Here is a 26,426-nt window from a genome sequence, read left to right as displayed (position 1 = left end):
CAAAAAGCTAGTTGACGAACGAATCGACTGAAACGACAACACCAAACTTTTCCAATTGCAAGAACTTTGATCCCAAAATTTGTGTCGGAATTTTGCGTTGAAGTAATTTAAAAAAGTTTTCATCATGCGTTGAAATAATGATTTGTTTGTCAAACTGTAAGCAAATACTTCGGAGGAGATCAATTGTCGAAAGTATGTTAATAGAGTCCATTGATTGGATTGGATCATCAATCAGAATAACGTTAATGGGATTACCTTCATCATCCTTCGCATGAAGCGCATTCGCAAGAAATACACTCAAACTAAGAATATTTGTTTGAGCAGCACTGAAATAAAGGATCGGAGATATCAACCCTCCAGCCCCATCGCTAACCACAATATTTAGACCTGGTTTATCGGAATCAAAGTCTGCTCTGAACTCCACTTTTTTAAAGGCAGGATGCGGGTCTATTTTCCTGTAAATTGAATTAATAAGATCTTCATAAAAAAAGTTATTAATAAGCATTTTTAGGCTATCTACAATTTTATCCCTTTCTTCTTTCAGAGCCACATCGACTCGATTGCGTTGCTCAAGCAGCTTCTCTACGTTGGTAAACTCCTCCTGAAGAGAAATACGTTTAATATAGGGCTTAAATGAAACCATAAGCTCTAGGAGCAACTTAATACTATTTAACAACTTATTAAGCTCTTGAGTCTGGAGCCGACAATCTTCAATTGCTCCTGTTATAATCCCTTTGACTTTCTCCACAGTATCTTCAGGCTGAACGATAATAATATCGGATAAGCTCTCATAAAAACTGTTTACAGCCGTTTGGGAACGAGTAAAACTTACTTCCAAATTAACCTTCTGCAGTTTTAAATTAGCAAAATCCATCCATGTACCATCAGCCATCATTTCCTGCTTCAACAAGTTACATTGGCTAGCTAGGGATTCACAAGCATCTTTATATTTGAGTACCTCTGTATCAAACTCGATTTTCTTAGTCTCACAATGCTTTTTGAGCTCTGACGCAGCAATAGCATTTTCATTTAGGTATGTCTTAATTGTAACGTAGACATGTTCACTACTTTTTCTCTCACTTTCAGAAATTAATGCACACAACTCAGAATCTTTAGATTTGATCCATGTAGTTACTGATTGAACTTGATTAGACAATTCAGCTTGACGCTCAAGCAGATTAAAGCGTTTTGTCGCAAGTTGGCTAAGCTCTGTCTCGACTCGAGATACTAGTTCATCATTTGAAAGCCCCCAAACTAACTTTTCCAGCTCAGTTATTCCAACTTCTAAGGTATTGCATTCTGCCTCTAAGGTAGATTTCTCAAACACTGCTTGAGCATGTCTTTCGCTAACTTCAGTGAGCTTTTTATGTAGACTACCGAGCTGCTGAACCTGAGCTTCAACTGCTTGCTCAGTAATCGCTTGTATTGCTTCTCTGAGTTCTTTTTGGCGCATGAAGGAAAGTGAAAGCTTTTTGGAATTTTCTAAACTCAATTCAGACATCAGATTTTGGCTCGTAACCTTTTCTAGCAAAGTCTCTGTAGATGAATGATGAGTTGTACATAAAGGACAAATATGAGACGGCTGTACAGCAAGATAATCTAAACCTATGGCAACCAGTTGCTCGTGCTGTTCCATCTGCTCAGTTAAGGCTTTCTGAGTGGCAGAGAGAGCCTGATTATGCACTTCGATCAAATCAAGGTCAGCCTGACATCTTCTCAATTGTTCAATTTTATCTTGATCAAAAAGTAAAACCCCTACATTTCCAGTTAATAATAAATTGGATGTAATGCTTAATGCGGAGACCTCTTTTAACTCGCGATTCAATTCATCTAATTGGATCTTGTCTACCTGAATAGTAATTTCTTTAGCAGTAATTTGTTGGCTTAGAGTACCAATCTGAGCTCGATGGTTTGAAAGTAACACATAGACTGCTCCAGCATTGTCGACAGAATTTCTTAATAGCAAAGCTCTATCGTCAGCAATCTTAAGTTCGCTGTTCAATTCGATTAATTGCTGCTCAAGACTAGTAAGGTTAAAAATGCTGTTAGAGCGTTCTTCGGTCAGTGCCTTTTGAATTGTTGATAATTCAAGAAGACGTGACTCAGTTATTAAAAAAGTCTCTGTGTTCTCAGCGATTTCAATAAGGCGAGTCAGATGCACATGTGCTTGTTTTTGATCCTCCATACATTTGTTGTATGAATCGAATAGCATCTGATACTTATCGGCATCGGCAACCCCTTTCAATAGCCTAGTAAGTTGAGGTTTTTGCTCTACCTGATAGTTGATATGGCGCTCTATTTCAGGCATTTTCGCCAACCTATCCGCCAGCACTTCTAATGTTTTTGTTTTCGCTTGGAGCAACGTATTCAGTTCATGCTGTCGCGCTACAAGGCTAGCGTTAAGTTGATATTCACTCTGAGATGAAAATTTTTCATCAGGTAATATAATATTCTCACCCGCCGCATTAAGTTCAGCCGCAACTGAATTGAAATGCTCGAATATAGAAGGATTAATAGGTTGTTTCAACTCTTCGATAAGCGACTGACATTGCTTATTAAGAACACTCAGCTCTGCATTATTATCGCTGATAAGTGCTGACAGCTCCTTGCGAGCTATTTCAGTATCACCGCCAAAGCTTTCCATGAATTTAGCATATCGCTCTTGCGGCTTGGCTTCTCTGAGAAATCTATCAATCTCATCCTGGCTCAAAACGACACGTCGGAAAAACTCATTTCTCCGTTGACTGTTATCGCCAAAACTTAAGTCCCGCCCATTCGCACGAAGTTTCGGTAGTTCATTCTCAAAAGGGATCGGCCTTGTTGTGGATACTGCGACCTTTGTAATCACTTGTTTATCAACGTATTTGTTACGTAGAATTTTTTGACCTTCATTTGGGTGCTTAGTAGACTTAGCAGCCCTTTCAAAGTTAGATTTATTATATTCCCCACCAAGCCTTTCCAAATGGTTGGTTACAGCCCATTCAACCGCATCGTAAAACGAGCTTTTACCAAAACCATTTGGCGCATAGATCGCAACAAAGTTTGAAGGATTATCGCCTTCATTCGTAAAATCAAAAGTCCCATCTGCCTTTGTTTTGTAAGCACGAAATGCTTCGATTTCAACTTTTTTAATTTTCATTCTGATGAAAAAGCTCAATTAGGTTATTGATTATTAAAGCCCGTTTTTCTTTCGACTCTATTTTAGAATCCAACGGTATACCACGGAAATGCTCTCTAAAAGACAACACTGGTTCTATAGTTTCGTCGACTCGTTGATTGAGCATTAAATCAGAACCCAATAATTGTTTCTCTAACTCAATCACTAGTTGCTCAGGGCTAGGTACTCCAGTGTATTCATCAAGTATTATCTTACGAGCAACAAACTTGTTATTTTGTATTAGATATTTTTCCCATATGGGAACACGACTACGTGTTACAAATGCTAAATATACATTCCAAGCTGCTAAACTACCTGAAGGCTGATGGTAAACAGAAATAAAATTTTGAATTGCTTGCCAATTTTCAACTATATCTTCTGATTTTTCACATACACACGCTATGCAGGAGATAAATTGTGTGGAATGATTTGAGCAGAACATATGGAAGCTCATATTTCCATATTCTTCACAGAGAGCACGAAAATCAGCTTGTTCACTTAATAATTTCATTAAGCTTATCCTTTAATAACTGCAACTGTTCCCTAGCTGTAGCAACAACTTGATATTCATCTTCTATATCAACTACGCAAGTCTTACGCAGTCCTTGTAAATGACTTAAGTTAAAGCTTGAATATATCAAACTTTCAACTTCATCAATTGGAGCGAGTGGGCCCTGATTTGGCACTAAAGCAATGTTACCTATTACCTTTTTTAGTTGAAAATCTGGTGGAAGTGTTCTTGCCGCTGCATCTGGTGATGCAATAATTAACGTACCATTTTCATCCAAAAGTCTACGTGCTGCTTTAAGAAACTCTTCTAGGCGTCTAATCCAGTTATCACTACTACTGGTATACATTAACCTGCGCTTTCGCCCTAGACGTTCTATATAAACATCATCCGTTTTGCCACTATTATCCATCAGTGCACAAATTACCAAAAACTCTAAATAAGCTTCCCATAGCTCTAAACTATTCAGCTCATCAGATTTCAGTGGATCTACTAAAAGCTGTGAACCATATTCTTCTAGAATTTTATATGGTGGAGGCATACCATTATCAATAAGCGAATTAGTAAAGTTCTCTAAAGCTATTTTCAAATGACGGATATTGTCTGGATCAATAACATTGAACGCAAATATTTTCTCTCTAACTCTTGAAAAGCATTCCAGATGAGCAGGAATCATTGGTGCACATTTATGTATTTTTATGATTTCATGATACTTCGATAAACTATGACATTGTACTCGACCAAATTGCTGATCTTCTTCACTTGCATCCATTCTGAATTCAACACCAGTGAGAAATACTAGCCCATCTTGGTGGAAGTAAGTACCTCCACCAGACATCCCTTCGATTTCAGGCCTACTTGGGATACCGTCAATTGTGAAAAAAATAAGATGATCATTCACATTGGTCATATGCCCGCCATAAAACTTTATTGGGGTTTGACTAGTCCTTTCTAACTTTGGATATCCAACTAACGTTAAGTCTGCGCGATGTGGTAACTCCTCCGCAGTAAATATTTTTTGTGTTACATGTGTCTGAAAACTAACTTTTAAAATTGCATAATCATTTGATAATGTTTCAGGAACGAAGGGTTCAACATGTCTGAGCACTTCTAAAACTTCAACAGGTTTACCTTGATAGTCAAAAACCTCATGAACTGTAATACCATCAAGTACATGAGCTGCTGTTAGAACGTAGGAGTACTCTAGTGTCATGGCATTGACGAGTACACCACTCCCCCCATTAACCTTGACACAGTAAGATTGGATTAATTCGGAAACTGTCATAACCTGATCTCACTATCAAGTCCCTCTAGTCGAGAAGCAAAGTCATCGACTTCACCTGGCAAAAGTAATGACGCAATTACATGACTATAATTAAAGACAATCTTACCATTTGTAACTTTGAGTATCCTCGCAATAGTCCTTTTATTAGGAAGACCATGTTTTGACCCATCGGTGGAAATCACGTAGCATGGTGAATCTAGAAGTGAAAGAGTTTCGCAACTCGTATTGTACTGGCTACCATGGTGTGAAATCTTCACGAGATCAAGTTTAAGCTTATTTGTATCGCTGTAACCTAATGCTTTTATATTATCTGCAACAACTTGATCATGTGCATCTCCGAGGAATAGCATTTTTCTGCCATCAGATTCAAGAAGAAATGCAATAGAGCTCCCATTATAAATAGACGGGTCTGAGACAAACTTATCCTCTGCCCATATCTCGCTTAATGAAAGACTGTAATCATTGTCATACGATGAGGTTGCACCTAATTCAACTTCGGTTGGCCACTTATGTAAGAGTCGCTCAAGTTGACTTCGTTCAGGTGACAATACTCTCAAAGTGAATGGGCCTAAATTATAGACTTGCCCTGCCATGATAAGTGGTGCGCGTACACACTCAATCTCATCAAGTAAAGTTTCAAGATCCTTGCCTTGTTGCACACTCGTTTGGGGAGAATTACCAGCCAATAAAATATTATTTTCAGGGATCTCTGAAGCGTCAAAACTATTTGTAATCAATCTAGATGAATTGAACCAGATCAGTTTGACCATTTGAGCAAGATAATCAGGTTTTTCAAAAGCTTTGATTAGGCCATGTATATGGTCATCATCGATATGAGTTAAAATAGCTAAATCAATGTGCTGTCCCTTCTTTTTTAGATCATCAAGAACATTACACAGCGCCCCTGAATAGCGTTGTCTAGGACCATACTTGAAAGTAGTTGATGGTCCACCATCAATTAATATATTAAAAACACTTGATTCGCTCTCATGGCTAACTAAGAAACAATCTCCATGATTTGCTTTGAGGATACGAACAATAACACCCATAATTCTCTCTGTATAACCATTCTGCGCCATCGGCTCATTGTTATTTACCGATAAAATTATAACCTAAAAATGATGTTCAATTTTATTAGAAAGCAATGCCAAATTCATGGTTTCTTATTATAATTAAATAACTTTCAACTTAATAATGTACTACTTTCGCAGAACAACATGTTCGTTTGCAGAGATTAAACTAAACTCTGTCTAAGAAACTTATAAATCTTACTTTCATTCAGGTGTATAAACACTACTCATTAATTATCTAATTTATTAAAAAAATTCCAAAAGCCCCCCTCTTCAACTCGCTATTGTTTATGTAAATCTACAAAAATAACGATAAGTTTATCCAATGATGTTAAAATCATAAAAAAAGGCTGAATCAATTTTCTGTAAACTCTATAATTAACTATAAATCTTTAACTATTAAAAAATCTTTTTAAACCATCTGGATATTCGACCAAGTTTACTCAGCTACATCTTTGCAGGTTCCACCAAATGGCGAATCAATTATATTTTTCCTGAGCTGATACTTGAGTTGGATACCAAAACCATTAAGCTTAATCCTGAACAAGTGCTAGAAACACATATTCAGAAAGGTTGGATATGGTCATCATTAACACTGGAAACGCTCGATCAAAATTTTCAGTTCAAAGGTATATTCAACACACAAGTTGAAGAGTTTCAAATCGCGCTTCTTCATGATGCAGAATTCCTAAGAAATAAAAGAAATGCTGAAAAAATTAAGGAAACTTTAAAACCATTTTTAAGAGAATACCAAAATTTTATCCAACAAAAACTTTACCTATCCTATCGTCTATGCAACCTGTTTAGATCAGATTTATCACAAAGATCCAAAGCCCTAGTTGAACCGTACCGGGTTTGTCGGAGACTTTTTTATTTAAGTTAGGCCACCTGACCTAACGGATTAATTTTATCATAGTACATTGCTTCAAAATCAAAAGGTGGCACATAACCTAGTGCACTATGTACACGCTCTTTATTGAACCAATCTACCCAATTTAATGTCGCAAGTTGTACATCCGCTAAACCTTGCCAATCTGCTTTTAAATATTCAATCACCTCTGTTTTGTATAAGCCATTCACTGTTTCAGCCAAAGCATTATCGTATGAATCACCGGTCGTACCGACTGATGCTCGTAAATTTGCTGCTTCTAAACGATTGGTATAACGAATGGAAAGATATTGCACACCTCTGTCACTATGATGAATCACGTTCTTTGGCATGCCTCGATCATGCAATGCTTGCTCCAGTGCATCGAGCACCATGTCTGTATTCATCCGTGTTGATACTTTCCATCCAACAATTGCTCGCGAGAACACATCAATAATAAAGGCGGTATAGACCCAGCCTGAATTTGTTTGAATATACGTAAAGTCAGCGACCCACAGCTGGTCAGGGTGATCAGCACTAAAATTGCGTTTCACCAAGTCATCTGCTCGTTTTTGATCATCTCGGCTATGGGTAGTTTGTTTATTCTTACCTCGCCAAACACCTTGTATACCTAGCTTTTGCATCAATCGAGCAACTGTACAGCGTGCAATAATATAGCCTTCACGTTTCAGTTTTTGCCAAACTTTACGTACACCATATCGACCTGAACTTTCCTTCCAAATTCGTTTAATTTGTTCAGCATGATGCAAGTCATGTAGATCTCGCTTTGCTCGATGTTCTGGGTTTTCGCAGAGATCTAGAGTCCGGTAATAGGTTGAGGGTGCGATCGGTAAAATTCTACAAATCGCCTCGACTCCGTACAGCTCTTTATTATTATGGATAAAATCCACCATTATTTGTGTGGGCGGTCGAGTTCCGCCTGGGCGAAAAAAGCGGCTGCTTTACGTAGAATCTCATTGGCGCGTTGCAGTTCTTTATTTTCGCGTTCGAGTTGTTTGATACGTTCTTGGTCTGAAAGCTGCTGTACTTTAACTGGATTTAGTTTATCTAAATATTTTTGATACCAAACACGTAGTGTTTCAGGAGTACAACCTATCTTGGGAGCAATAGCGGTGATCGCAGCCCAATTCGATGGATAATCTTTTTCAGATTCAATCAATAATTGAACCGCTCTTTCTCTGATTTCAGGGGCATATTTTAATTTTGTCATCGGGATAGTCTCTCAGAATATTGACTCTCCGACAAACCCGGTACGGTTCAAGTAGAACAATTTGGCAGTCTCATTCAACGGGATAGCTCTTTTGCATTTGAGCCAGTATTACAAAATCAATTTGAACAACTTCAACAATTTATTGAACTATCGATTCAGGCAAACTACGCTATTGATACCAAAAATAAACGCTTCGTTGAAAGTGAGTTAAAAGCTTTTAAGCAATTTTTCGATCAGGTAGAGAGTACGCCACTAACTAATGAACAACGGGTTTCCTCCATCATCTTTGAAGACCGCAACTTATTGGTTGCTGCGGCGGGTTCGGGGAAAACATCAACGATTGTTGGAAAAGTGGGATATGCCCTATTAACCGGACTCTATAAACCCGAAGAGATTCTTGTTCTGGCATTCAATAAAAATGCAGGTGAAGAACTGAGTGAACGTATTAACTTTAGGCTAAAGGATATTCTCTCCAATTTTGATACTAATGTTGAAGCACTTAATTTCCATAAATTTGGTGTTAAGGTCATTGGAAAAGCAACAGGTAAAAGCCCATCTGTATCCAACGATGCAGGAAAGCCTCAAGCCCTCCTGAATCGGATTATTCAACAATTAATCGAAACAGACCCAGACTTTCAGGAAAAGTATCTTTTATTTAAAACTGCTTATTTAAGAGCCCCGTTGTCCCCTTTTGCTTTTAAGACTAGAAATGATTGGGAAAAGGCACAGAAACGATCATTTGACAGATTCAAGGATGGCTTCGAAACCTATCAGGGAGAGATTGTTAAATCCCATGGCGAAAAAGCAATAGCCAACTGGTTATATAGCCAAGGAGTTCCTTATCAATACGAAAGAAACTATGAGCATCAAACAGCTGATGAAGCCCACCGCCAATATAAGCCTGATTTTTACCTGCCTGAAATAAATCTATATCTAGAACATTATGCTGTAGACCAATATGGCAAAACACCTGCACATTTTGGGCAAAAATATTTGGATGACATGAAATGGAAGTCAGAAACTCATCAAAAGTATAAAACTGATTTAATCAGTACAACCTTTCATGAATTTATTACGGGTGCTATTTTTAAGAAGCTGGAACAGGAACTTAAATCAAGGGGACAGGTATTTAAGCCACGCAGTCTCGCTGAGATTAACGCCAAGGCACAGTCTATTTATGAATATGATGCGAATGATCTTTATGCAAGTTTTTTAAGTCATTACAAGTCTAATCAAGCTAATATTACCAGCCTATTAGCTAAACCATCCCTCAGCCTACGTGAGAGTCTTTTTTTACAGTTATTTTCTAAGGTTTACCAAGAATATGACCAGTTCTTAAAAATTAAGAAAGAATACGATTTTGATGACCTGCTGATTGAGTCTGCTCAGTTAATTAATGAAAAGAAATACAAAAGCCCTTTCAAGCTTATTATCGTGGATGAGTTTCAGGATACATCACAGGCTAGAGCTAGACTCATTCTGTCCTTATTGAATCAGGTACCGGAAGCAAAACTGTTTTGTGTTGGGGATGATTGGCAAGCTATATACCGCTTTGCAGGTTCAGACATCAGTATTTTCACACAGTTTGAAAGGGTCTTTGGTTATACCAAACAAACACAGCTTACCCAGACTTTCCGCTCCAATCAGGGTATCGCCAATGTTGCCAGTGGCTTTATCCAAAAAAATAAATCTCAACTTCAAAAAATCGTCAACGCCGTTGATAAGACCAGTAGTAAAGTGGTTGAAATAAACTTTTTAACAAAAACTCAGGAAATTAACGAATACCTGACTAAAACCATTATGGAAATTAATAATGCCAATACAGGCTCAGGCAAGAAAAAATCCATTTATATTTTGGGTCGTTATAAACACCATAAACCTAATTTAGATAGTATTTTGCCATTTCTTAGAAATTGTACTTTTGAGTTTAAAACCATTCACTCATCAAAAGGCTTACAGGCAGACTATGTTATCCTTCTAGGCTTAAATACTGGTAATAGTGCATTCCCTTCTGAAAAAGAAGATGATCCTCTTATCAACTTAGTCTTACCACAACCAGAGACACATGCCTATGCTGAAGAGCGCCGTTTGTTCTATGTTGCACTGACTCGTGCAAAGGAAAAAGTTTATTTAATTGGTGAGCGTAATTCAGTTTTTCTTGAAGAAATTACCAAAGATCCTATTTTTAAGGAGTTTATCCATATACCTCAAGACGAGCATAAACCAATTAATAGTAATATCCCAGCAGAATGGTTGTGTCCAAAATGTGGGCAAGGCAGACTCAGGAAAATAACTAGTGGACCTTATGGAGCATTTTTAGGTTGCAATCGCTACCCAAATTGTGGGTACAAAAAGAGTTTAAAGCGTCGTTGAATTCTGATGAATCTGTTGAACAATCATTAAATAATCGTTTTCTATTGTTGGCTGATCAAATTCATCTACATAATTTTCAAAGTCTATTGAAGGCGTATATGCATTCAATATATAGAAAAATTTATTATGCCAAGAACCATGTTCATCAATAATTATCGAATTTTCAGCCTCATTAAATTGCCCTGCTGTAATATCCGCGATAATACCATTCACTTTAAGCGTAAGCCTCCAGTGAATCACCACTATTTTTAGTGGATCAATCCCCCGATAGTGTCCACTAACCAATAAGTGGACACCTATTTATGGATTTAAAGACAGTTATAGACAGTGCACCAACGCAAAAAAAGCCTCGCCGAACTTTCACAGCCGAATTTAAACATCAGCTTATTCAACAATGCCAGCAGCCAGACACATCAGTGGCTAACGTGGCAATGCAACATCAGATCAATGCTAATCTACTGCATAAATGGATTCGCCAGTCCGAATCAATGCCCCCTCCATTAAAAAGCCTGCCTATCCCACAGACCGACTTTCTTCCTGTCATTGTTCACTCGATGCCAGTCAAACAAGAGACATCTCCATCACCTGTGCCTGAGAAGAAAGCTCCTGCTCATATCAGGATTCCACTGCATGAGGGACCAGGTTCCGAAAGAGATCAAATGATTGAAATCGAATGGCCTGTGGAATCAACAACTGAATTACTATTTCTGCTGCAAGGTTTGATCAAATGATCCGCATTGATGAAATCTGGCTCTCTACCCAACCCATGGATATGCGAGCAGGTACAGATACTGCACTTGCTCAAGTCCTGAAAGCCTTTGGTGATGTTAAACCGCATTGTGCCTATCTGTTCTGTAATAAACGAGGCCATCGTATGAAAGTGTTGGTACATGATGGTCTAGGGATTTGGCTGTGTGCCCGACGATTGGAACAAGGGAAGTTCCACTGGGCGAAGGTTCATCAGGGTGAAACAATGAGTATCAATGCGGAACAATTACAGGCATTAATTCAAGGTTTAGCTTGGCAGAGAATTGGGCAACAGCACGTGGTCACAATGATCTAAACCAGATACCTTTATTTTACCATCCTCCAAACGACCTATTTCATCCCTAACCTGATCTCAGGCATACTGCGGTCATGAATATGCTGCCTGATTTAAGCCAACTGACCCATGAACAATTGCTGGAATTTACCCAGCAGTTGGCAATGCAGAATCAGCAACTTGTAGAAGATAAACAACAACTCGAACAATCCAATCAACACCTCGATGCCAAAGTTCAGCACCTATCTGTACTCACACAAAAATACGAGCATGAACTTGCGCTGTTTAAACGGCATAAATTTGCTCAGAAGAATGAACACCTCACTGCCAAACAAATCAGCTTGTTAGATGAAGCAGTTGAAGAAGATATCGCAGCCGTTGATTTAGAACTGGAACGACTGAATGCGGATCAACCCAAATCGGCTGAAACCAAAGCAATAAAACCGAAACGCCGACCGCTGCCAGATCATCTAGCCATCATTCGTATAGAGCATGAGCCTTCATCGACACAATGCAGTTGTAGCTGCACGCTTCGTCGTATTGGTGAAGACCTGAGCGAGAAACTCAATTTCAGACCAGCACAGTTCTACAAGGAACAGCATATCCGTGGCAAATGGGTCTGTGATCAGTGTGATACCTTGATTCAAGAACCGATGCCTGCTTATGTGATTGATAAAGGCATTGCTACACCTGAATTGCTCAGCCATGTGCTGGTTTCAAAATATGCGGATCATTTACCTTTATATCGTCAACGTCTGATCTATCAGCGTGTCGGGGTTGATCTTGCTTGCTCAACCTTATCGGAATGGGTTGGTCAATGTGGTGTACAGTTAGAACCACTAGCAGAAGCCTTAAAACAGATCATATTACAACAACAGGTGATTCATGCAGATGAAACACCAGTGACCGTGATGCAGATGGCCGAGAAGAAACCCAAGAAAGGTTATGTCTGGGCCTATGCCACCACACAGTACAACTCTATTCAGGCGGTGATCTATGACTTTCAACCGAGTCGATCAGGTCAACATGCCGAAGATTTCCTAAAAGGCTGGCAAGGTCAACTGATCTGTGATGATTATAGTGGTTATAAGGCACGTTTTGCCTCAGGTCAGATGATTGAAGTGGGTTGTATGGCCCATGCCCGTCGTAAATTCCATGAGCTGCATGTGACGGGTAAAAGTCTCATTGCCGAACAAGCTCTGCAATTGATTCAACAGCTTTACCAAATTGAGGCAGAATTACGAGAGATACCAGACTGTAGTGCCGAACAACGCCACCAGCGAAGGCAGCAGGACAGTCAACCGATCATGCGTCAACTGTATGTCTGGCTGAAAGAATATCAAGATAAAGTACCAAAGAGTTACACCTACAGCGAAAGCAATCAAATACAGCCTAAAACGCTGGTCTGCCTTAAGCCGTTATCTGGATGATGGCAATTTGCCAATAGACAATAATTGGATAGAAAACCAGATGCGTCCGTGGGCATTAGGCAGAAAAAACTGGCTATTTGCAGGATCACTGCGTAGTGGTCAACGGGCAGCGAACATCATGACTTTAATCCAGTCAGCCAAGCTGAATGGTCTTGATCCGTATGCCTATCTCAGTGATGTGTTGAAAAGGCTGTCAACACATAAAATGAAAGATATCGAAGCGCTGCTGCCGCATAACTGGAAGCCTGCTTGAGTTCAAGTGGGCTTCACTGGATGCTTACCTTTTAAATAAAATGAAGTGTGCATAAAAAAACCCATGCGCTAAGGCATGGGATGCTTGTTCAGTGTTTTACATATGAAATGCACTGAGGCTAAATATTTTCAATGCCTACTAGCATAAATATTTTTATGCAAAAGCTCCAACTTGTATCTTTAGGAGAATTTCTACTTTGAAATCCTATTAGATGAACTTGCCCTGTCAGTGAACGGCTAGAGTAATGCACACAAGTAATAGTTAAAATCGTTCTCTTTTCAAAAAAAAAATACTCATAAACGATTCAAGTTAGATATTTAATTTATTTTCTTATTTTTGTCATTATCTCATGCATCCGTTCTGAACTACTCAACATCACTTTTTCAGCTTTTTGCTGTTCTTGCATTATACTCTTTAAATGGCTACGATTATCCAGAGCTTCTTTTATTTTACCAATACAAGCAATTGTATCAGTGTAGCCTTGTTCGATCCATTCATTGATCCGACTGCTATCGAATGCTAATAAATCTTTTGCCCCATCCCGACTAATCTCTTTTTGTGGGCGGATTTCCACAACTGTCGTATCAGGGAAATTATGCCTATCCCATAAAGAGCCATCAGACAAATGACTAACAATCACCAAGTTACAACCTGCTTCAACCAATGGTGTAATCGGTGTATTGCCTTGTACTGTTTTCCATCCACCTTGCCCACCATCAGTAAAAGAATTATCTCCTATTTTCTGACTTTCATACAGTAAAGGTAAAGCAGCCGAAGCCATTAACGCATTTTTCCAATCTTGCTCTGAAAACTGTTGTAAGCAAAAAAACTCTGATGGAGCTGTATCTTTCATATCCAGCATTGCAGCGATACATCCCATTAGATCAATTAGTCCGCCATTACTTTTATAAACAGAAACATATAGTGGTGTTCCACGTTGCAAATCCTGCCAATTGAGATATTCATCAATCAGTGCTGTAAGTGGTGAATTATCTAATACACTATTTCTACTTCCCAATTGATCTTCAAGTTTTTTAAGGAATTCTGGATAAATATCAAACTGTTTTAATAAGCCCTTTACACTACGATAAGCAATAAAAGGCAGAATATTTGTGATATTTAAACGTAAGCCAAAACTTGCCAATAGCACTAGATACTGTGGAACAAATAAATTTTTGGATTGGAATTTCAGTGGTGACTGCTGGCTTAAGGTTTGCCATACCCGATTTAAATGCTCATATCCTTGTTGCATGGAATGACTGGCTGCTAGTAAAGAACCATTTAAGGCGCCAATACTCGCCCCTGCGATCGCGTCAGCTTGGATACCATACTCTGCTAGTGCCTTTACAACTCCTACATGATAAGCCCCTTTTGCGCCACCACCTGATAGAATTAAACCTGTTTTAATTAATTTTTCCATTATCGCACCCCAAACATTTCGTTTAATGAATGGCTGGTTAATTTTTCAGACGTTAAAATACGAGGTAAGTATAAGGAAAGCTGTTCAGGTTGTTGTGAAGCAAAATAATTGAATGGTGTTTTATCGGGATCTGTCCAGTCTCCCATATAAGCATAGGTTTCTTTTAAGTCGAGACTAAGTTCTCTATCATTTTGTTTTGCCCACTGTAAAGGATGTAAAAAATCATTCTTCCCTATGCTTGTGTCTACTTGTAAACGTTGTATTGCCTCTAAACGAATACGTTGCTTTAAATCCTGAATTAATTTTTTAGCTTTATGATCTGAATGATATTGTCGGTAATAATCACCAAAATCCCCCCAGTACAATCTTTCCAGAACAGTATAAAGCCTTAATAATGGAGAAATCTGATCAAAATCATGAGCAGCCCACTGTTTAAACAATAAAGTAATTTGTCGTTCAGCTTTATTTTCAGCTTCGACCAATGACAATCTCTCATCAAGGTTATCACAACGATCATGTAGGTTTACAGATAACTCTTCTAATAAGTATCGGGTTTCTACACTGAATCCTGCTAAATCAGTTACAGCATCCTGAACCTCAGTAATTTTTTGATTGGCAACCTGAATAGCTGAGAAACCCAGTGTTAGCTCTTTGGTTAAAGTATTTAGCCATTCAAAAGCAGAATTTAAACCTGTTGTTAAATTTTGATTAATTTGCTGCTGGCGTTTTGCTCCTGCACCTGTAAAGCCATCAACTAAACGAGCAACTTTTCCCAATCTAGTTGATTGAACTCTGACATGATCTTGCGAAACTTGAATACTATTTGCAATTTCAATGACAAATTTATCTGCAATACAAGGCATAATTTTTGATATTTCACACTGCATGATTTAAACCTTTTTAGATGAGGTTATTCTTGATCATTCAAATAACCTCGATAGTGAAACAAAAATTAAAGCTATGCCTTTATATTTTCCGCTACAGTAGTTCTCAGCATCGAAATACGCTCTTTCACACCTTCACATATCTTTTTCATTGATACAACAGCTTCCAAGAATTGAGTTTCATCTTGTTTAGACTTTTCCTTATCATTCAGACTATTCTCAATATCCTTTCTTAAACCAGAGACTTTAGTTTTAAAATCTTTAAAGAACTGCTGTGAAGTTTCCTCTAAAGGTTTTTCGATATTCTTGGCAATAGATTGATTCAATAATTCCTGATTTTCTTTTAAACTACTTTCAACCTGTAGCTTAATTATATTCATATCTACCTTATACTCTTTAACAGTTACAGTATAATCTTCTCGTCCCCAATCATTACTAAACCAATTTTTAGTTCGTCCCCACCAACTATTTACAACCCTAGAATAAGTTTCTTTACGACTATCCTCAACCAAAGCATCCTGCATCAGTTTTGCACTTGAAACTTTTAGATCCAAGTTTCTACGACTTGGGAGTTTTAATTCAATATCTTCAAAACCACTTTGATTGAGTGTCTTATTGATCTGTTTAATCGTTTTTTGAGCTTCTACACTAATTTTATCTTTAAACTCTGTTTCAAATGTATTTAACAAGGTATCAAGTGCAATCTCAATATTTCTATTGGTTTCATCATTCGATTTAGAAATGACTTCTGCAAGACTATCTAAAAACTCTTGCGCTTTTTCCTTATGATCACCAAAATTAATCACTGGATTTTTAGAATCATATTGAAAATCTTCAAATTTCCTAGACATTTTCTCTAATGATCTAAACATAGAGTCCAAGAATGATCTGCTTTTTCTTTCTGTTTGTTTTTGTTGTTCTTTATCTTGCTTTTTTAAATCAGCAGACAGCTTATTCCCACTAAATATACTCTTATTTATTTCACTCCGTACATCATCAAACTCTTTCTGAATAATAACATCAATATTTTTTGAAAAATTTTCTCGATGTTGAGCAATTGATTTTTCAGCTTCTGATTGAGTTTGGTTAATACTTACAATATCTTTGGTTAAATTCTCAACCAATTCCTCCAACTCGCTAGCAGTTTTTTGAACTGCTTTCTCTTTAACAGCCAAGATCGTATTTATCTTTCCCGAACATTCATTTAATTTATCAATTGCCGAGTCAAGAGCAAAAAATGCTGCTTTCTTATAAGACTCTTCAATCACTTCTTTTAAAGGTTGACTAAATTTAGAGTCTTCCCATAAATCTTCTATTCCCTCTACGATTCTTTCTGGGGTACGACGAGATTCCCTGAGTAACCCTGCCTCTTTATAAAAATCTTCAACCCATGCAGCATCCTCTATATCAGGTAATGAACCATCATCTTTAAGTTCATTTTTGGCTTGATTTGCTAAATAGCCACGCTTTGCGGATACAGGATAGACTTTTTCTTTTTTGATTAATCCATCGGTTAAACCTGTTATAAATTCTTTAACTTCATCCTCTTTCATGGCATTGCGATCTTTATTATCAAACTTATTCACCAAAGCATAGATACGATTTTTAACTGTATTGCCAATTGCTTTTAAATCATCACGAACTTGTGCATCTGCTTCGGACTTTAACTGGGTATAGTCCATTACCGCCAACACAGCAGAAGCCTTTTTAAGTTGATCTTGTAGCATTAGACGTAAATGTGCTTGCCCTGCTTCATTTGGTCCTGGGGTATCAAGCAGAATCAGTTTCCCTGAACTTTCTTCGACTTCTTTTAGGTGCGTAAACTCCACTTCGATTACAGGTAAGTGATCAATTTCCTGATATTGATCAAATGGAAACTTTTCACCGAACTTAGGGGCGATACGAACTAAATCATTTACAGAAACAAGAAAGTCAAAAATCTCTTTTTCACCTAATGCTTGATTGGCAATCTGAATGCCATTTTGGATTCTTTCAATCGTGACATTCAAATCTTTATCTGATTTAAATTTGTTAAGTTCTTCCTGATACTTTTCATCTTTGAATCTTTCTCTTAAATTTTCTATGAGTTGATTTGCAGGTTGACTGGCTTTTTGGGTAAATGTTAAGCGTGCCTGTTTCTGACCTTTGCTATGTTTAATCAATGTTGGAATCGCTGTCATCGGTGCATTACGATTCGGTAAAATCTCTGTTCCGACAATGGCGTTAATCGTAGTCGATTTACCTGCTTTCATTGTCCCAACAACGGCAAGTACCATTTCCAATTCAGCAAGTTTTAATCCCTCTCCCCTTAATGTCGCAATTTCTTGCTTCACTGATTCGGTATCAATTGTTGCACGATCAGATTGTTCAGTTTCCTCAATTTTAGTATCTTTTGACTTATCTGATTTTTTGGATTTAGCTTTAGTATTATCTAGTTGTTGGATATTCTCATCTGGCTTATCCAAAACACCGTGGTCTGTCATTTGATTTAAAAGACTTTGCTCAAGTTGTAATAAAACTTGTGCTTCTTCTCTTAAGTTTTCAACAAAATTACTCATACACTCATCCCCCTTAAATTCTAAATTACTAAGTTAAGCTATATCAACTAAACGCTTTTTTAATATCTGAGTAGACTTATTTACTAAAGTCATAGTTGACAATATTTCATTTAAATCTTCTCTTTGCCTTATTAATCTCAGTACTTGCATATATTTCTTAAAAATTCGAGTGTGCTTTTCACGTAAACTTTTTATAGTATTTCGCCATTGATCATTCACAAGATTCTCTTTTCTATCTAATATATTTTCAATTTCAGTCAAATCATTTTGTAAATCTAAAACTATTTTCTCTGACTCTCGATTTTCTAAATAAATTGATTTATCAAAAGCAGAAATAACTGGATTTAACTGATTTGTATAATTAGCCAATTTATCTAATGCTGATTCTAAAGCAATTAATGCAGCCTTATCATGTGCAACCTCAATCACTTCTTTCAAGGGTTGCGTAAATTTAGAATCTCCCCACAAGTCTTCTATACCCTCTGCAATTCTTTCTGGAGTACGGTGAGATTCTCTGCGTAGACCTGCTTCCTGATAAAAATCTTCTACCCATGCAGCATCCTCTATATCAGGTAATGAACCATCCTCTAAACAATTATGTCTGGCCCTATTTGCCAAATAGGCAAAGCGTGCAGATACAGGATAAATATTATGTTTTTTTATTAAACCATCTGTTAATCCCTCAACAAACTCTTTTACATCACTTTCCTGTATTCCATTACGATCACAGTTATCAAACTTATTCACCAAAGCATAAACTCGATCTTGAGCAATATTGCTAATTGCTTTTAAATCATCCCGAACCTGAGCATCTGCTTCGGACTTTAACTGGGTATAGTCCATTACCGCCAATACAGCAGAAGCCTTTTTAAGTTGATCTTGTAGTAGTGGACGTAAATGTGCTTGCTCTGCTTCATTTGGTCCTGGGGTATCAAGCAGAATTAGTTTCCCTACATTTTCTTCTGTTTCTTTTAAATGCGCAAATTCCACTTCAATCACAGGTAATTGATCAATTTCCTGATATTGATCAAATGGGAACACTAAACCAAACTTTGGAGCTATACGCACTAGATCATTAATGGCTTGTAATGCCTTAATAACACGATGCTCATCTAGTGCCCGATTAACGACCTTAATGCCTTTCTGTATTTTTTCAACTAATTCATATAAATCATAATCCGATTTAAGTCGCTCAAGCTCTTGTTGATAGTTTTTATCTTTAAAAGCTTTCTTTAAATCCTGAACAAGTTGATTAATTGGCTGACTCGCTTTTTCTGAAAAAATAAAACGAGGCCGTTTTTGCCCTTGAGTATGTTTAATCAACGTTGGAATGGCTGTCATTGGTGCATTACGATTCGGTAAAATTTCCGTCCCTACAATGGCATTAATTGTGGTCGATTTACCTGCTTTCATAGTCCCAACCACTGCAAGCACCATTTCTAATTCTTCAAGTTTGATATGTTCCCCACGAAGAACCTCTATCGCTTGATATGCAGATGCCTCATCAAACTCTGTATTTATTAAAAATTTTTGATCTACAATTTGTTGAATAGTTTTTTGTCCGAGCTGTAATAATGCTTGTACATCTACTCTTAAACTCTGTATTACAGTATTTTTCATTATTTCCAAACCAATATTGTTTATCTTAAGCCCTAAATTAATAATTTGTTAAATAGTCCCTTAGTCCCCGTTCAAGATCGTTTTGTAAACTTTTAGGACTCACAATTTTGATATGTGGAATCCAGTAGCGAACTAAAGGTAATAATTGGGTATGATGAATAATTTTAGAAGAAACCAGCAATCCACCATCATGTAACTCTTTGACAATTTGCTGCTCGGGCAGTATCGGACGTTGCTTAAAATAAAAAGAAACCTGACTATCAATAGATAAAATGATTTCCTGTTTATCCTGTCCAAACCAGATGCTGTCATCATCTTCCACAAGTTTTACAATATTTTGATCTGGAATAAATTGTGAATAATCATGCGAAGAGTGCGTAAGCTGAATATGTGAAATGCGATAAGTACGCAATTGATCTTTTCTAACTGCTGCCAAATACCAACTACCATGATGATGAATCAAGCGATAAGGTTGAACCAGTCTAGGTTCTCCTTTATATACAAAACCAATTTGTCGATATTCTTGAATTGCTTTTCCAAGAACTTTGAATAGTCCTTTAAACTGACTTGCATCTTCAAAAGAGTACCCCTTAGCACTATAAATCTGATGAGCTCGACTATCTAAAAGTTCACGTAGAAAAGACATATCCAATGACGGATACAAATGACTAATTCCTGATAGCTGTGCAAAATTGCGGATATCCTTCGGAGCAATTTTCCCTAAATAATTTGACTCCAGATAATATCTTTTATTTTCAACATCCTGCTGTATCGGCAAATAAGTAGTGAGGCGATCAAAATCTCTCGAAATCGTACGAGTACTTACCCCAAACTCTTCGGCGAGTTCTTTTATACTTAACTGATACCCCATATTTAACTTTGTTAAAATATTGGCCAATCTGTCAGCTAAACGCTCATGAATAGAATCATCACGTTGCATAGATTATCTCTAATTATTCAAAAGTAATACTTGATTTATATTTGAAATATAACACATTAAAAATACAAAAAGTTACACCAATTCACAAAAAAAATAAGCTTCATTTTTCTTTAAATAGAGTTTAGTCGATCTAAATAACGCTCCAAATGCAACATGGCTACATAGTACTTTTTCAACTCAAATTTATTTATTTTTCCAAAAAGAAAAGCCCTAAAAATACGCTTTAATGCCTTCATCTTATGCTTATTGGTAAATGTATAAGGACATATTTTCATGTAAATTTCCTTTCAATATTGCTTTTAAACTTGATTTGCTTAAAGTAACTATTCAACTGAAAGATGAAGATAAGGCATGAAAATGACAGGAGATGTCATAAAAGTTTATTATATTTCTTAATTTTCTTCTTTTTGAAATCGTTATTAAATAAAGGAGGTGGTGGCAATTGAACTCACCCGAAATCTTTAATGAAATCTAACTATTAGAAAATTTGAAGTACTAGATTTTTACCCCAATTTACCCCATCATCTTTTCGAACAATAATTCTCTATTTATAAAAATGTTTAAAACAGAAAATTACTATCGTGTCGATTATTTAGGTGAAGAAGGCATGACAGAAACATGTCTATTAAGCCTGCACAATTTGATCCAAACTCATGCAGATCTAAGTTACGCTCTATTGCTGACAAGTAAACAATCTCATGCCTTTATCCTGCAAGATCTAACCGAAAATTATTACGTCATTCGCTCTGGCTTTACATCTGGTTATTCAGGTGAAGGACCAAAGGGCCTAGCGAAAGCATTAGCTCTTTTAAGCAAACATAGAATTGAAACTGAAGAAATTCTAATACCTACAAAGCTTCTCAATAGATTGAATAACTCATCATTAAATGATCAGGATATCGATTTTATTTATCAGCAAAAAATCATTCGTCCTATTCGTCTACATGATTATATCTATCCCTTCGAAAATGAAGTAGCTCAAAATACTAAGTCAAAGTGTTACTACCCTTTAGAATTACCCTACTCCATTATTGATGACAGAATTTTTGACTTAGCGTTACTGTTTAAGCAAGATCCCGACTCTGCTTTAACAAAAGCGTATAAACGTCTTGAAGATATTATTCGTACACGTACAGGTATTCGTGAGCATAGCACCAAGCTATTTGCTCAAGTCTTTCAAGGTGAAAATGCCATTCTCACTTGGGATGTACCAGACAGTGCCGAGATCAAAGGTCGAATCAATTTATTTACGGGTGCATATATGGCATTCAGGAATGCTCGTGCCCATCGCGAGAAAGATGAAAACTTAATTCATCAGTACCGAGAGTTTTTATTGATCAATGAGTTATACCTACTAGAAGCTGAAGCAATAACAATAGAATCAAAATAAGACAAAGCCATATGGCCTTGTCTTATATCACTATGCTAAATCTTTACCGTTACTTAAGATGAATTTCCGCAACATTGCATCCACTCGAATATTCACTTTGAAAGGAGGAATAGTAGCTCCGTCTTTAGCTTCTAAGTATTGTTTTGATTTGGCTTTATCCACCGAAGCTAGAAGCTCATCAAAACGTCCAAACTCATTGATGTTGTTTACAGTCACCTGCGTATTCATGAGTTGTCTTAACTTCGTTTCATCGAGTCCTAGTGCTTCTGCAAGATCATGAATTCCATCTTCTTGTGCTTGGAATTGATACTCAGTAATGTAATCCCTGAACGATTTACCAACTACAAGAGTCACATCTCCACTCTGTACATCATGCAAGAAGATATTGGCAAACTTCTGTTCTTCGGCACTGAGCATTGCAAAACTCTTATGCAATTCATTTAACGCATCTTCAATAGAAAGTTCTAAATCACCATTACGCAGTGCTTTCAGATATTTATCAAAACGACTGTTCATGTAATCTGAATCGATTTTGTCTGTATCGATTTCTGTTAAATAGCCTTCTACTTCAAAAGGTATGCTCCCACCACCTGATCCGCCACCACCGCCATTCGAGAACAGTTCTTTATAACGCAGTGCCAGAACTAAGAAGGTTTGTTCATCCAACTTTAATTGAATCGTAAATTTCTTTTTATGCTCATCAGTAAATTCATAACTTAACTTATCCCATTTAAAGCCCTGAATTTTAGCCGCTTCAAGATATTCGTTGAGTTGTTTAAACAGTTTTGCAAATAATGCACATGACTGATCGTCTTCTGGTAACTTCTCAAAATTAGATACATTAGCATTTTTAAATAGGTCATCAATTTTTTCGAAGATGTCATTAATGTTTTTTAAATTGCTTGGCAATTTATCGACAAATAAAGCCAATGGCTTATCACCTGAATATAATTTTACCGCAGCATCGATATTACGCTTCATGGTGTGCGGACGACGATAATAACGAATAATGCCAAATGGCTTATCTTTGCCAAACAAGCGATTGGTACGTGAGAAGGCTTGGATTAAGTTTGCATATTCTAATACCTTATCCAAATACAGCGTATTAACCCATTTTGAGTCAAAACCTGTCAGCATTTGATCCACTACAATTAACAGATCAAGCTGTTTTTCAGGCGTATTTTCGATGCGTTTATAGGCTTCTTTGTGTGATAGGCGATCTGCAATATCTCTCTTCATCTTGGCATGAGTAGCTAAACTAAAGTCCACACCATAAAGTGCATTGTAGTCTTGAATAATTTCAACTAAGCCATCCTGTTTAAAGGCAGCATTACCATTGTTATCAATATTTGGATCAAATAAGGCTGTGACTTTTAGCTCTGGCATCGACGTTTTAATCAGTCGATAGTACTCAATTGCTTCAGGAATACTACTGGTTGCAAACATGGCATGGAATTTATGATTTTGGCTAAACTGCATCCAATTGTCTTTAATATCTTCAACAACTTTATTGCGATGCTCAGTACGATGATATTGTGATGTTGGCAGATAGTCTTCGATTCCTTTTATGTATTTGCCAGACTTATCTATACGCCCTGCCATTTCAACTTGCTTACTGTCCATAAAGTGTTGATAGACTGCTTTTTTGTCAGGATCATCGATGGCTTCTTTTTCTGTATTGGCTTTTGCCTGATACAGTGCAACTTCTTTACGCAATTTAGAATCTTTATAGGTTGAAACCAAATAAGGGTCAAAACCTAAAACGTTTTTATCTCGAATACCATCTGCAATGCTGTAACGGTGTAATTCATTACCAAATACCGTTGCAGTGGTATTCATATTTTTTTCGTTTTCTTCTTGAATTGGTGTACCTGTAAAACCAAAGAATACTGCTTGTGGGAAGGTATCTTTAATGGTCATCAACATTTCACCAAATGTAGAGCGATGTGCTTCATCTACAATGATGACAATCCGTTTTTTATTGATCAGTTCAATGTCATGTGCATTTAAACCGCCATCTTCATCTTTGATATTACTCATTTTTTGAATTGAGCTTACGATCAAGACTTCATTTGGATTTTTACTTTTGAGCTTACTGACCAAAGCGTGGGTATTTTCAGTGGCTTGGACAAAGTCTTCAATTTCAGCAAAGTTGTTATATTGCTCAAGTGACTGCACACCCAACTCAATACGATCCATTAAGAAAATCACTTTATCTGCATCTTTGCTCAGCGCAATCAAATGGGCTGCTTTAAAGCTGGTCATGGTTTTACCAGATCCAGTGGTATGCCAAATATACCCCCCTAAACGATCTCGACCATCCAATTCAATACTTGCCACCCGATCCGTGATTTCATGTACAGCAAAACACTGATAACTGCGCATGACTTTTAAAATACCATCTGTTTTATCAGCAATGGTATAGAAACCAATCAGTTGATGTGCCATGGGTATAGAAAGCAGATTCCCCGCAATATCTTTCCAATAGTTCACAGGTTCGTTATTAAAATCTCCCCAATTAAAATAGAAATCTGAGTTAAATGTGCCATCGGGTCCCGGGTTGGCAAAGTACCATGTTTCTTCTGGGTTCATTGCCACGAAGATTTGTACCAATGCAAACAAACCTGTAAAGATGCCCGAACGTGCATAGTTTTCAATTTGGTGTGCCGCTTGACTCACTGGCACGCCTGAGCGTTTTAGCTCGATATGAAACACTGGCATACCATTAATGAGCAGCATTAAGTCGCCACGACGGTCATTTAAGATTGTAGATTTGGTTGGGAATTTCGGTTGTTGCGCAATTTGATAACGGCTTTTACCTGCTGCAATTTCCTGACGGTCGTAAATAGTTAAGCTGACTTCTTTACCACAATGTAGTTCATCATTTGGATTATCACGTTTAATGGATACAGTTTTACCGTTAATAAATCCATTCAGGGCAAAAGGCGTGCGGAGTGTATTGATCTGTTCAATAATCTGAGCCATTTCTCCTTGAGTTAAAGGCTGATTATTCAATCGATCAATTTCTCGGTTATTTTGGAAAAGAATCTCTGCCCAGTTATCGATGAGATCCTGTTCCGTTGGGTTTTTAATGACATCTTGCCAACCTTTTTTTAAAAGGAGGTCAATGAGTGCTTGTTCGAATGCTGTTTCACTTTTAAAAGTCATATTTGTTTGGTTTTATAAAGTCAGTATTTAGATTTTAAAAATCCCCCTTACATCAAGGGGGATATAACAATGATTAAACAAACATTTTTTCTAACAATGCTTGTTTCAGATTTTTTAAGGTTTGAAGTTGTTGTTTTAGCAATAGACATGTTTCATCAATTTTTTGAAAAAACTGACCTAGTGCAATCTGTTCATCTTCATTTGGGAAACTAAATTCCATTTCTTTAAACATTGCCGTAGTAATCTGATTAATAGTAGCGCCTAGATTTCGACTAACAGCGACATCAAACAGATTTGTATCAAATAAAGCATTAATGAAATATGGATTAGACGCTTTCACTCCTGTCATAAAAGCACCAATAACGGTATTTTCCATTTTTTCATTGATAACAGCATGCTTACCTATAAGGTTTCTTGAACCATTTCTGACTACAACTATAATGTCTCCAACTTCAACATTCTGAACATTAATGGCTTCATTATCTACATATACATTATTTTCAGTAACAATCTGATTATCATGTACGTTTGATGATCTTAATACTAAAGTTCCATTTTTATCAGTAATGTCATTTGGTGAATAAGTTAATCCACTAAAAAACTCTACTTCATTTTCTAATTTTTTCTTTTCCCAATCCCCACTAAACCCTTTTAAACGAATTTCAGGACGCTTACTCCCCTGTTTCGGAAACATTTTTTCTAACATCGCTTTTTTAAAGTTTTGGGTTTGAGCTAGTTTTTTTTCATGTAATGCAATGGACTCATCAAGGTTTTGGAAGAAGTTACCTATTTGCCCTTGTTCTGTTTTATCAGGAATATTAATTTCTATCGCATGGATTGCTGAACTTGTAAGACTAGGAACACCCGTCGAAGTATTATGATGGCGCCAATTAATTTTTTGAAAAATCGAATATACGAAATATCCTACTACTTCTGAAGATAATTCAGAATAAAATAAAGTATCTACAGTCCAAAAGGGTGAATTCATATAGTACGGCTTATCAATCGTACCTTTTCGACCAATAAGTACACTTTCTTTATCATAAAGTGCTGTATTTGTTCTGCCAATTTCACCACCAGTAGCTAAAATTGGATAGATACCTTTTTCTACTTCAACATTCTTTTGAGACATACCACTTTTAATTTTGAGTATGTCCTCAATAAGTTTGGAATCCCATAATCTATCAAATTTTTTAAATCTCACTTCAGGGCATTTTTGATTTTCCACA

General features: G+C 36.9%; 16 protein-coding genes, 3 pseudogenes and 1 other annotated feature. Of the genes and pseudogenes, 6 read left to right on the top strand and 13 right to left on the bottom strand.

Features of this window, described 5'->3' with window-relative positions; genetic code table 11:
- Positions 1 to 7 precede the first annotated feature (7 nt).
- The 4 genes from D9K81_RS06415 to D9K81_RS06400 are packed head-to-tail and all read right to left on the bottom strand — an operon-like array spanning position 8 to position 6,029.
- The gene (locus tag D9K81_RS06415; RefSeq protein WP_120375317.1) at positions 8 to 3,139 is read right to left on the bottom strand and encodes an AAA family ATPase; all 3,132 of its coding nucleotides are present in this window, start codon (positions 3,137 to 3,139) and stop codon (positions 8 to 10) included.
- Positions 3,129 to 3,668 (bottom strand): ABC-three component system middle component 1, encoded by a 540-nt coding sequence (locus D9K81_RS06410; protein ID WP_120375318.1) that lies wholly within the window; start codon positions 3,666 to 3,668, stop codon positions 3,129 to 3,131. The genes D9K81_RS06415 and D9K81_RS06410 overlap by 11 nt, the downstream gene beginning before the upstream one ends.
- Positions 3,652 to 4,950 carry an ABC-three component system protein gene (locus D9K81_RS06405; protein ID WP_120375319.1) on the bottom strand — a complete coding sequence of 433 codons (1,299 nt, stop codon included), beginning with the start codon at positions 4,948 to 4,950 and terminating at the stop codon, positions 3,652 to 3,654. Before D9K81_RS06405 ends, D9K81_RS06410 begins: the two co-directional genes overlap by 17 nt.
- Positions 4,947 to 6,029 (bottom strand): ComEC/Rec2 family competence protein, encoded by a 1,083-nt coding sequence (locus tag D9K81_RS06400; protein ID WP_228199840.1) that lies wholly within the window; start codon positions 6,027 to 6,029, stop codon positions 4,947 to 4,949. Before D9K81_RS06400 ends, D9K81_RS06405 begins: the two co-directional genes overlap by 4 nt.
- Positions 6,030 to 6,441: 412 nt before the next feature.
- Here D9K81_RS06400 and D9K81_RS06395 point away from each other — a divergent pair.
- Positions 6,442 to 6,870: pseudogene (locus D9K81_RS06395) on the top strand (UvrD-helicase domain-containing protein); the annotation flags it as partial.
- A gap of 29 nt (positions 6,871 to 6,899) precedes the next feature.
- On the opposite strand, the gene D9K81_RS06390 reads toward D9K81_RS06395, so the two are convergent.
- Positions 6,900 to 8,119 (bottom strand): IS3 family transposase gene (locus D9K81_RS06390; RefSeq protein ID WP_100249712.1). Its coding sequence is split into 2 segments (ribosomal slippage): positions 6,900 to 7,843 and positions 7,843 to 8,119, totalling 1,221 coding nucleotides; the frame shifts between segments, so codons are not numbered across the junction.
- Positions 7,728 to 7,844, bottom strand: a sequence feature (AL1L pseudoknot). (Overlaps the previous gene by 117 nt.)
- 51 nt (positions 8,120 to 8,170) lie before the next feature.
- Here D9K81_RS06390 and D9K81_RS06380 point away from each other — a divergent pair.
- Positions 8,171 to 10,492, top strand: a pseudogene (locus D9K81_RS06380) (UvrD-helicase domain-containing protein); the annotation flags it as partial.
- Here D9K81_RS06380 and D9K81_RS06375 read toward each other — a convergent pair.
- On the bottom strand, positions 10,478 to 10,777 hold the full coding sequence (locus tag D9K81_RS06375) for a hypothetical protein (RefSeq protein ID WP_228199860.1): 300 nt from the start codon (positions 10,775 to 10,777) through the stop codon (positions 10,478 to 10,480). The pseudogene D9K81_RS06380 and the gene D9K81_RS06375 overlap by 15 nt on opposite strands.
- Positions 10,778 to 10,794: 17 nt before the next feature.
- Here D9K81_RS06375 and tnpA point away from each other — a divergent pair, with 17 nt between their 5' ends.
- From tnpA to tnpC, 3 genes and pseudogenes are all read left to right on the top strand, one after another.
- Positions 10,795 to 11,223, top strand: a complete 429-nt coding sequence (gene tnpA / locus D9K81_RS06370) for an IS66-like element accessory protein TnpA (RefSeq protein WP_120376010.1) — start codon at positions 10,795 to 10,797, stop codon at positions 11,221 to 11,223.
- Positions 11,220 to 11,555, top strand: a complete 336-nt coding sequence (tnpB, locus tag D9K81_RS06365; protein ID WP_120376011.1) for an IS66 family insertion sequence element accessory protein TnpB — start codon at positions 11,220 to 11,222, stop codon at positions 11,553 to 11,555. The genes tnpA and tnpB overlap by 4 nt, the downstream gene beginning before the upstream one ends.
- Positions 11,556 to 11,629: 74 nt before the next feature.
- Positions 11,630 to 13,217: pseudogene (gene tnpC / locus D9K81_RS06360) on the top strand (IS66 family transposase).
- Positions 13,218 to 13,539: 322 nt separating this feature from the next.
- On the opposite strand, the gene D9K81_RS06355 reads toward tnpC, so the two are convergent.
- The 5 genes from D9K81_RS06355 to D9K81_RS06335 all read right to left on the bottom strand — a co-directional run bounded on the left by D9K81_RS06355 (position 13,540) and on the right by D9K81_RS06335 (position 20,639).
- Positions 13,540 to 14,637 (bottom strand): patatin-like phospholipase family protein, encoded by a 1,098-nt coding sequence (locus D9K81_RS06355; protein ID WP_120376012.1) that lies wholly within the window; start codon positions 14,635 to 14,637, stop codon positions 13,540 to 13,542.
- Positions 14,637 to 15,524, bottom strand: a complete 888-nt coding sequence (locus D9K81_RS06350; RefSeq protein WP_120376013.1) for a diguanylate cyclase regulator RdcB family protein — start codon at positions 15,522 to 15,524, stop codon at positions 14,637 to 14,639. The genes D9K81_RS06355 and D9K81_RS06350 overlap by 1 nt, the downstream gene beginning before the upstream one ends.
- A 71-nt stretch (positions 15,525 to 15,595) precedes the next feature.
- Positions 15,596 to 18,079, bottom strand: coding sequence for a dynamin family protein (locus D9K81_RS06345; RefSeq protein ID WP_120376014.1), 2,484 nt, complete (start codon positions 18,077 to 18,079; stop codon positions 15,596 to 15,598).
- 33 nt (positions 18,080 to 18,112) lie between these two features.
- Positions 18,113 to 19,699 (bottom strand): dynamin family protein, encoded by a 1,587-nt coding sequence (locus D9K81_RS06340; RefSeq protein WP_120376015.1) that lies wholly within the window; start codon positions 19,697 to 19,699, stop codon positions 18,113 to 18,115.
- Positions 19,700 to 19,736: 37 nt separating this feature from the next.
- On the bottom strand, positions 19,737 to 20,639 hold the full coding sequence (locus D9K81_RS06335) for a helix-turn-helix transcriptional regulator (protein ID WP_120376016.1): 903 nt from the start codon (positions 20,637 to 20,639) through the stop codon (positions 19,737 to 19,739).
- 556 nt (positions 20,640 to 21,195) lie between these two features.
- Here D9K81_RS06335 and D9K81_RS06330 point away from each other — a divergent pair.
- The gene (locus D9K81_RS06330; protein WP_120376017.1) at positions 21,196 to 22,029 is read left to right on the top strand and encodes a TIGR02391 family protein; all 834 of its coding nucleotides are present in this window, start codon (positions 21,196 to 21,198) and stop codon (positions 22,027 to 22,029) included.
- 30 nt (positions 22,030 to 22,059) lie between these two features.
- On the opposite strand, the gene D9K81_RS06325 is transcribed toward D9K81_RS06330, so the two are convergent.
- Positions 22,060 to 25,197 (bottom strand): type I restriction endonuclease subunit R, encoded by a 3,138-nt coding sequence (locus tag D9K81_RS06325; RefSeq protein ID WP_120376018.1) that lies wholly within the window; start codon positions 25,195 to 25,197, stop codon positions 22,060 to 22,062.
- Positions 25,198 to 25,270: 73 nt separating this feature from the next.
- The gene (locus D9K81_RS06320; RefSeq protein ID WP_117008083.1) at positions 25,271 to 26,425 is read right to left on the bottom strand and encodes a restriction endonuclease subunit S; all 1,155 of its coding nucleotides are present in this window, start codon (positions 26,423 to 26,425) and stop codon (positions 25,271 to 25,273) included.
- Position 26,426 lies beyond the last annotated feature (1 nt).

The organism is Acinetobacter chengduensis, assembly GCF_003664645.1.
GTDB lineage: Bacteria > Pseudomonadota > Gammaproteobacteria > Pseudomonadales > Moraxellaceae > Acinetobacter > Acinetobacter chengduensis.
This window is presented reverse-complemented; position numbering and strand designations above follow the sequence as displayed.

Bases quoted from the DNA above. Each gene is read 5' to 3' on its own strand.
- D9K81_RS06355 (WP_120376012.1), bottom strand. From the start codon at position 14,637: ATGGAAAAATTAATTAAAACAGGTTTAATTCTATCAGGTGGTGGCGCA.
- tnpB (WP_120376011.1), top strand. From the start codon at position 11,220: ATGATCCGCATTGATGAAATCTGGCTCTCTACCCAACCCATGGATATG.
- tnpA (WP_120376010.1), top strand. From the start codon at position 10,795: ATGGATTTAAAGACAGTTATAGACAGTGCACCAACGCAAAAAAAGCCT.
- D9K81_RS06335 (WP_120376016.1), bottom strand. From the start codon at position 20,639: ATGCAACGTGATGATTCTATTCATGAGCGTTTAGCTGACAGATTGGCC.
- D9K81_RS06345 (WP_120376014.1), bottom strand. From the start codon at position 18,079: ATGAGTAATTTTGTTGAAAACTTAAGAGAAGAAGCACAAGTTTTATTA.
- D9K81_RS06400 (WP_228199840.1), bottom strand. From the start codon at position 6,029: ATGGCGCAGAATGGTTATACAGAGAGAATTATGGGTGTTATTGTTCGT.
- D9K81_RS06415 (WP_120375317.1), bottom strand. From the start codon at position 3,139: ATGAAAATTAAAAAAGTTGAAATCGAAGCATTTCGTGCTTACAAAACA.
- D9K81_RS06330 (WP_120376017.1), top strand. From the start codon at position 21,196: ATGTTTAAAACAGAAAATTACTATCGTGTCGATTATTTAGGTGAAGAA.
- D9K81_RS06350 (WP_120376013.1), bottom strand. From the start codon at position 15,524: ATGCAGTGTGAAATATCAAAAATTATGCCTTGTATTGCAGATAAATTT.
- D9K81_RS06340 (WP_120376015.1), bottom strand. From the start codon at position 19,699: ATGAAAAATACTGTAATACAGAGTTTAAGAGTAGATGTACAAGCATTA.
- D9K81_RS06410 (WP_120375318.1), bottom strand. From the start codon at position 3,668: ATGAAATTATTAAGTGAACAAGCTGATTTTCGTGCTCTCTGTGAAGAA.
- D9K81_RS06405 (WP_120375319.1), bottom strand. From the start codon at position 4,950: ATGACAGTTTCCGAATTAATCCAATCTTACTGTGTCAAGGTTAATGGG.
- D9K81_RS06325 (WP_120376018.1), bottom strand. From the start codon at position 25,197: ATGACTTTTAAAAGTGAAACAGCATTCGAACAAGCACTCATTGACCTC.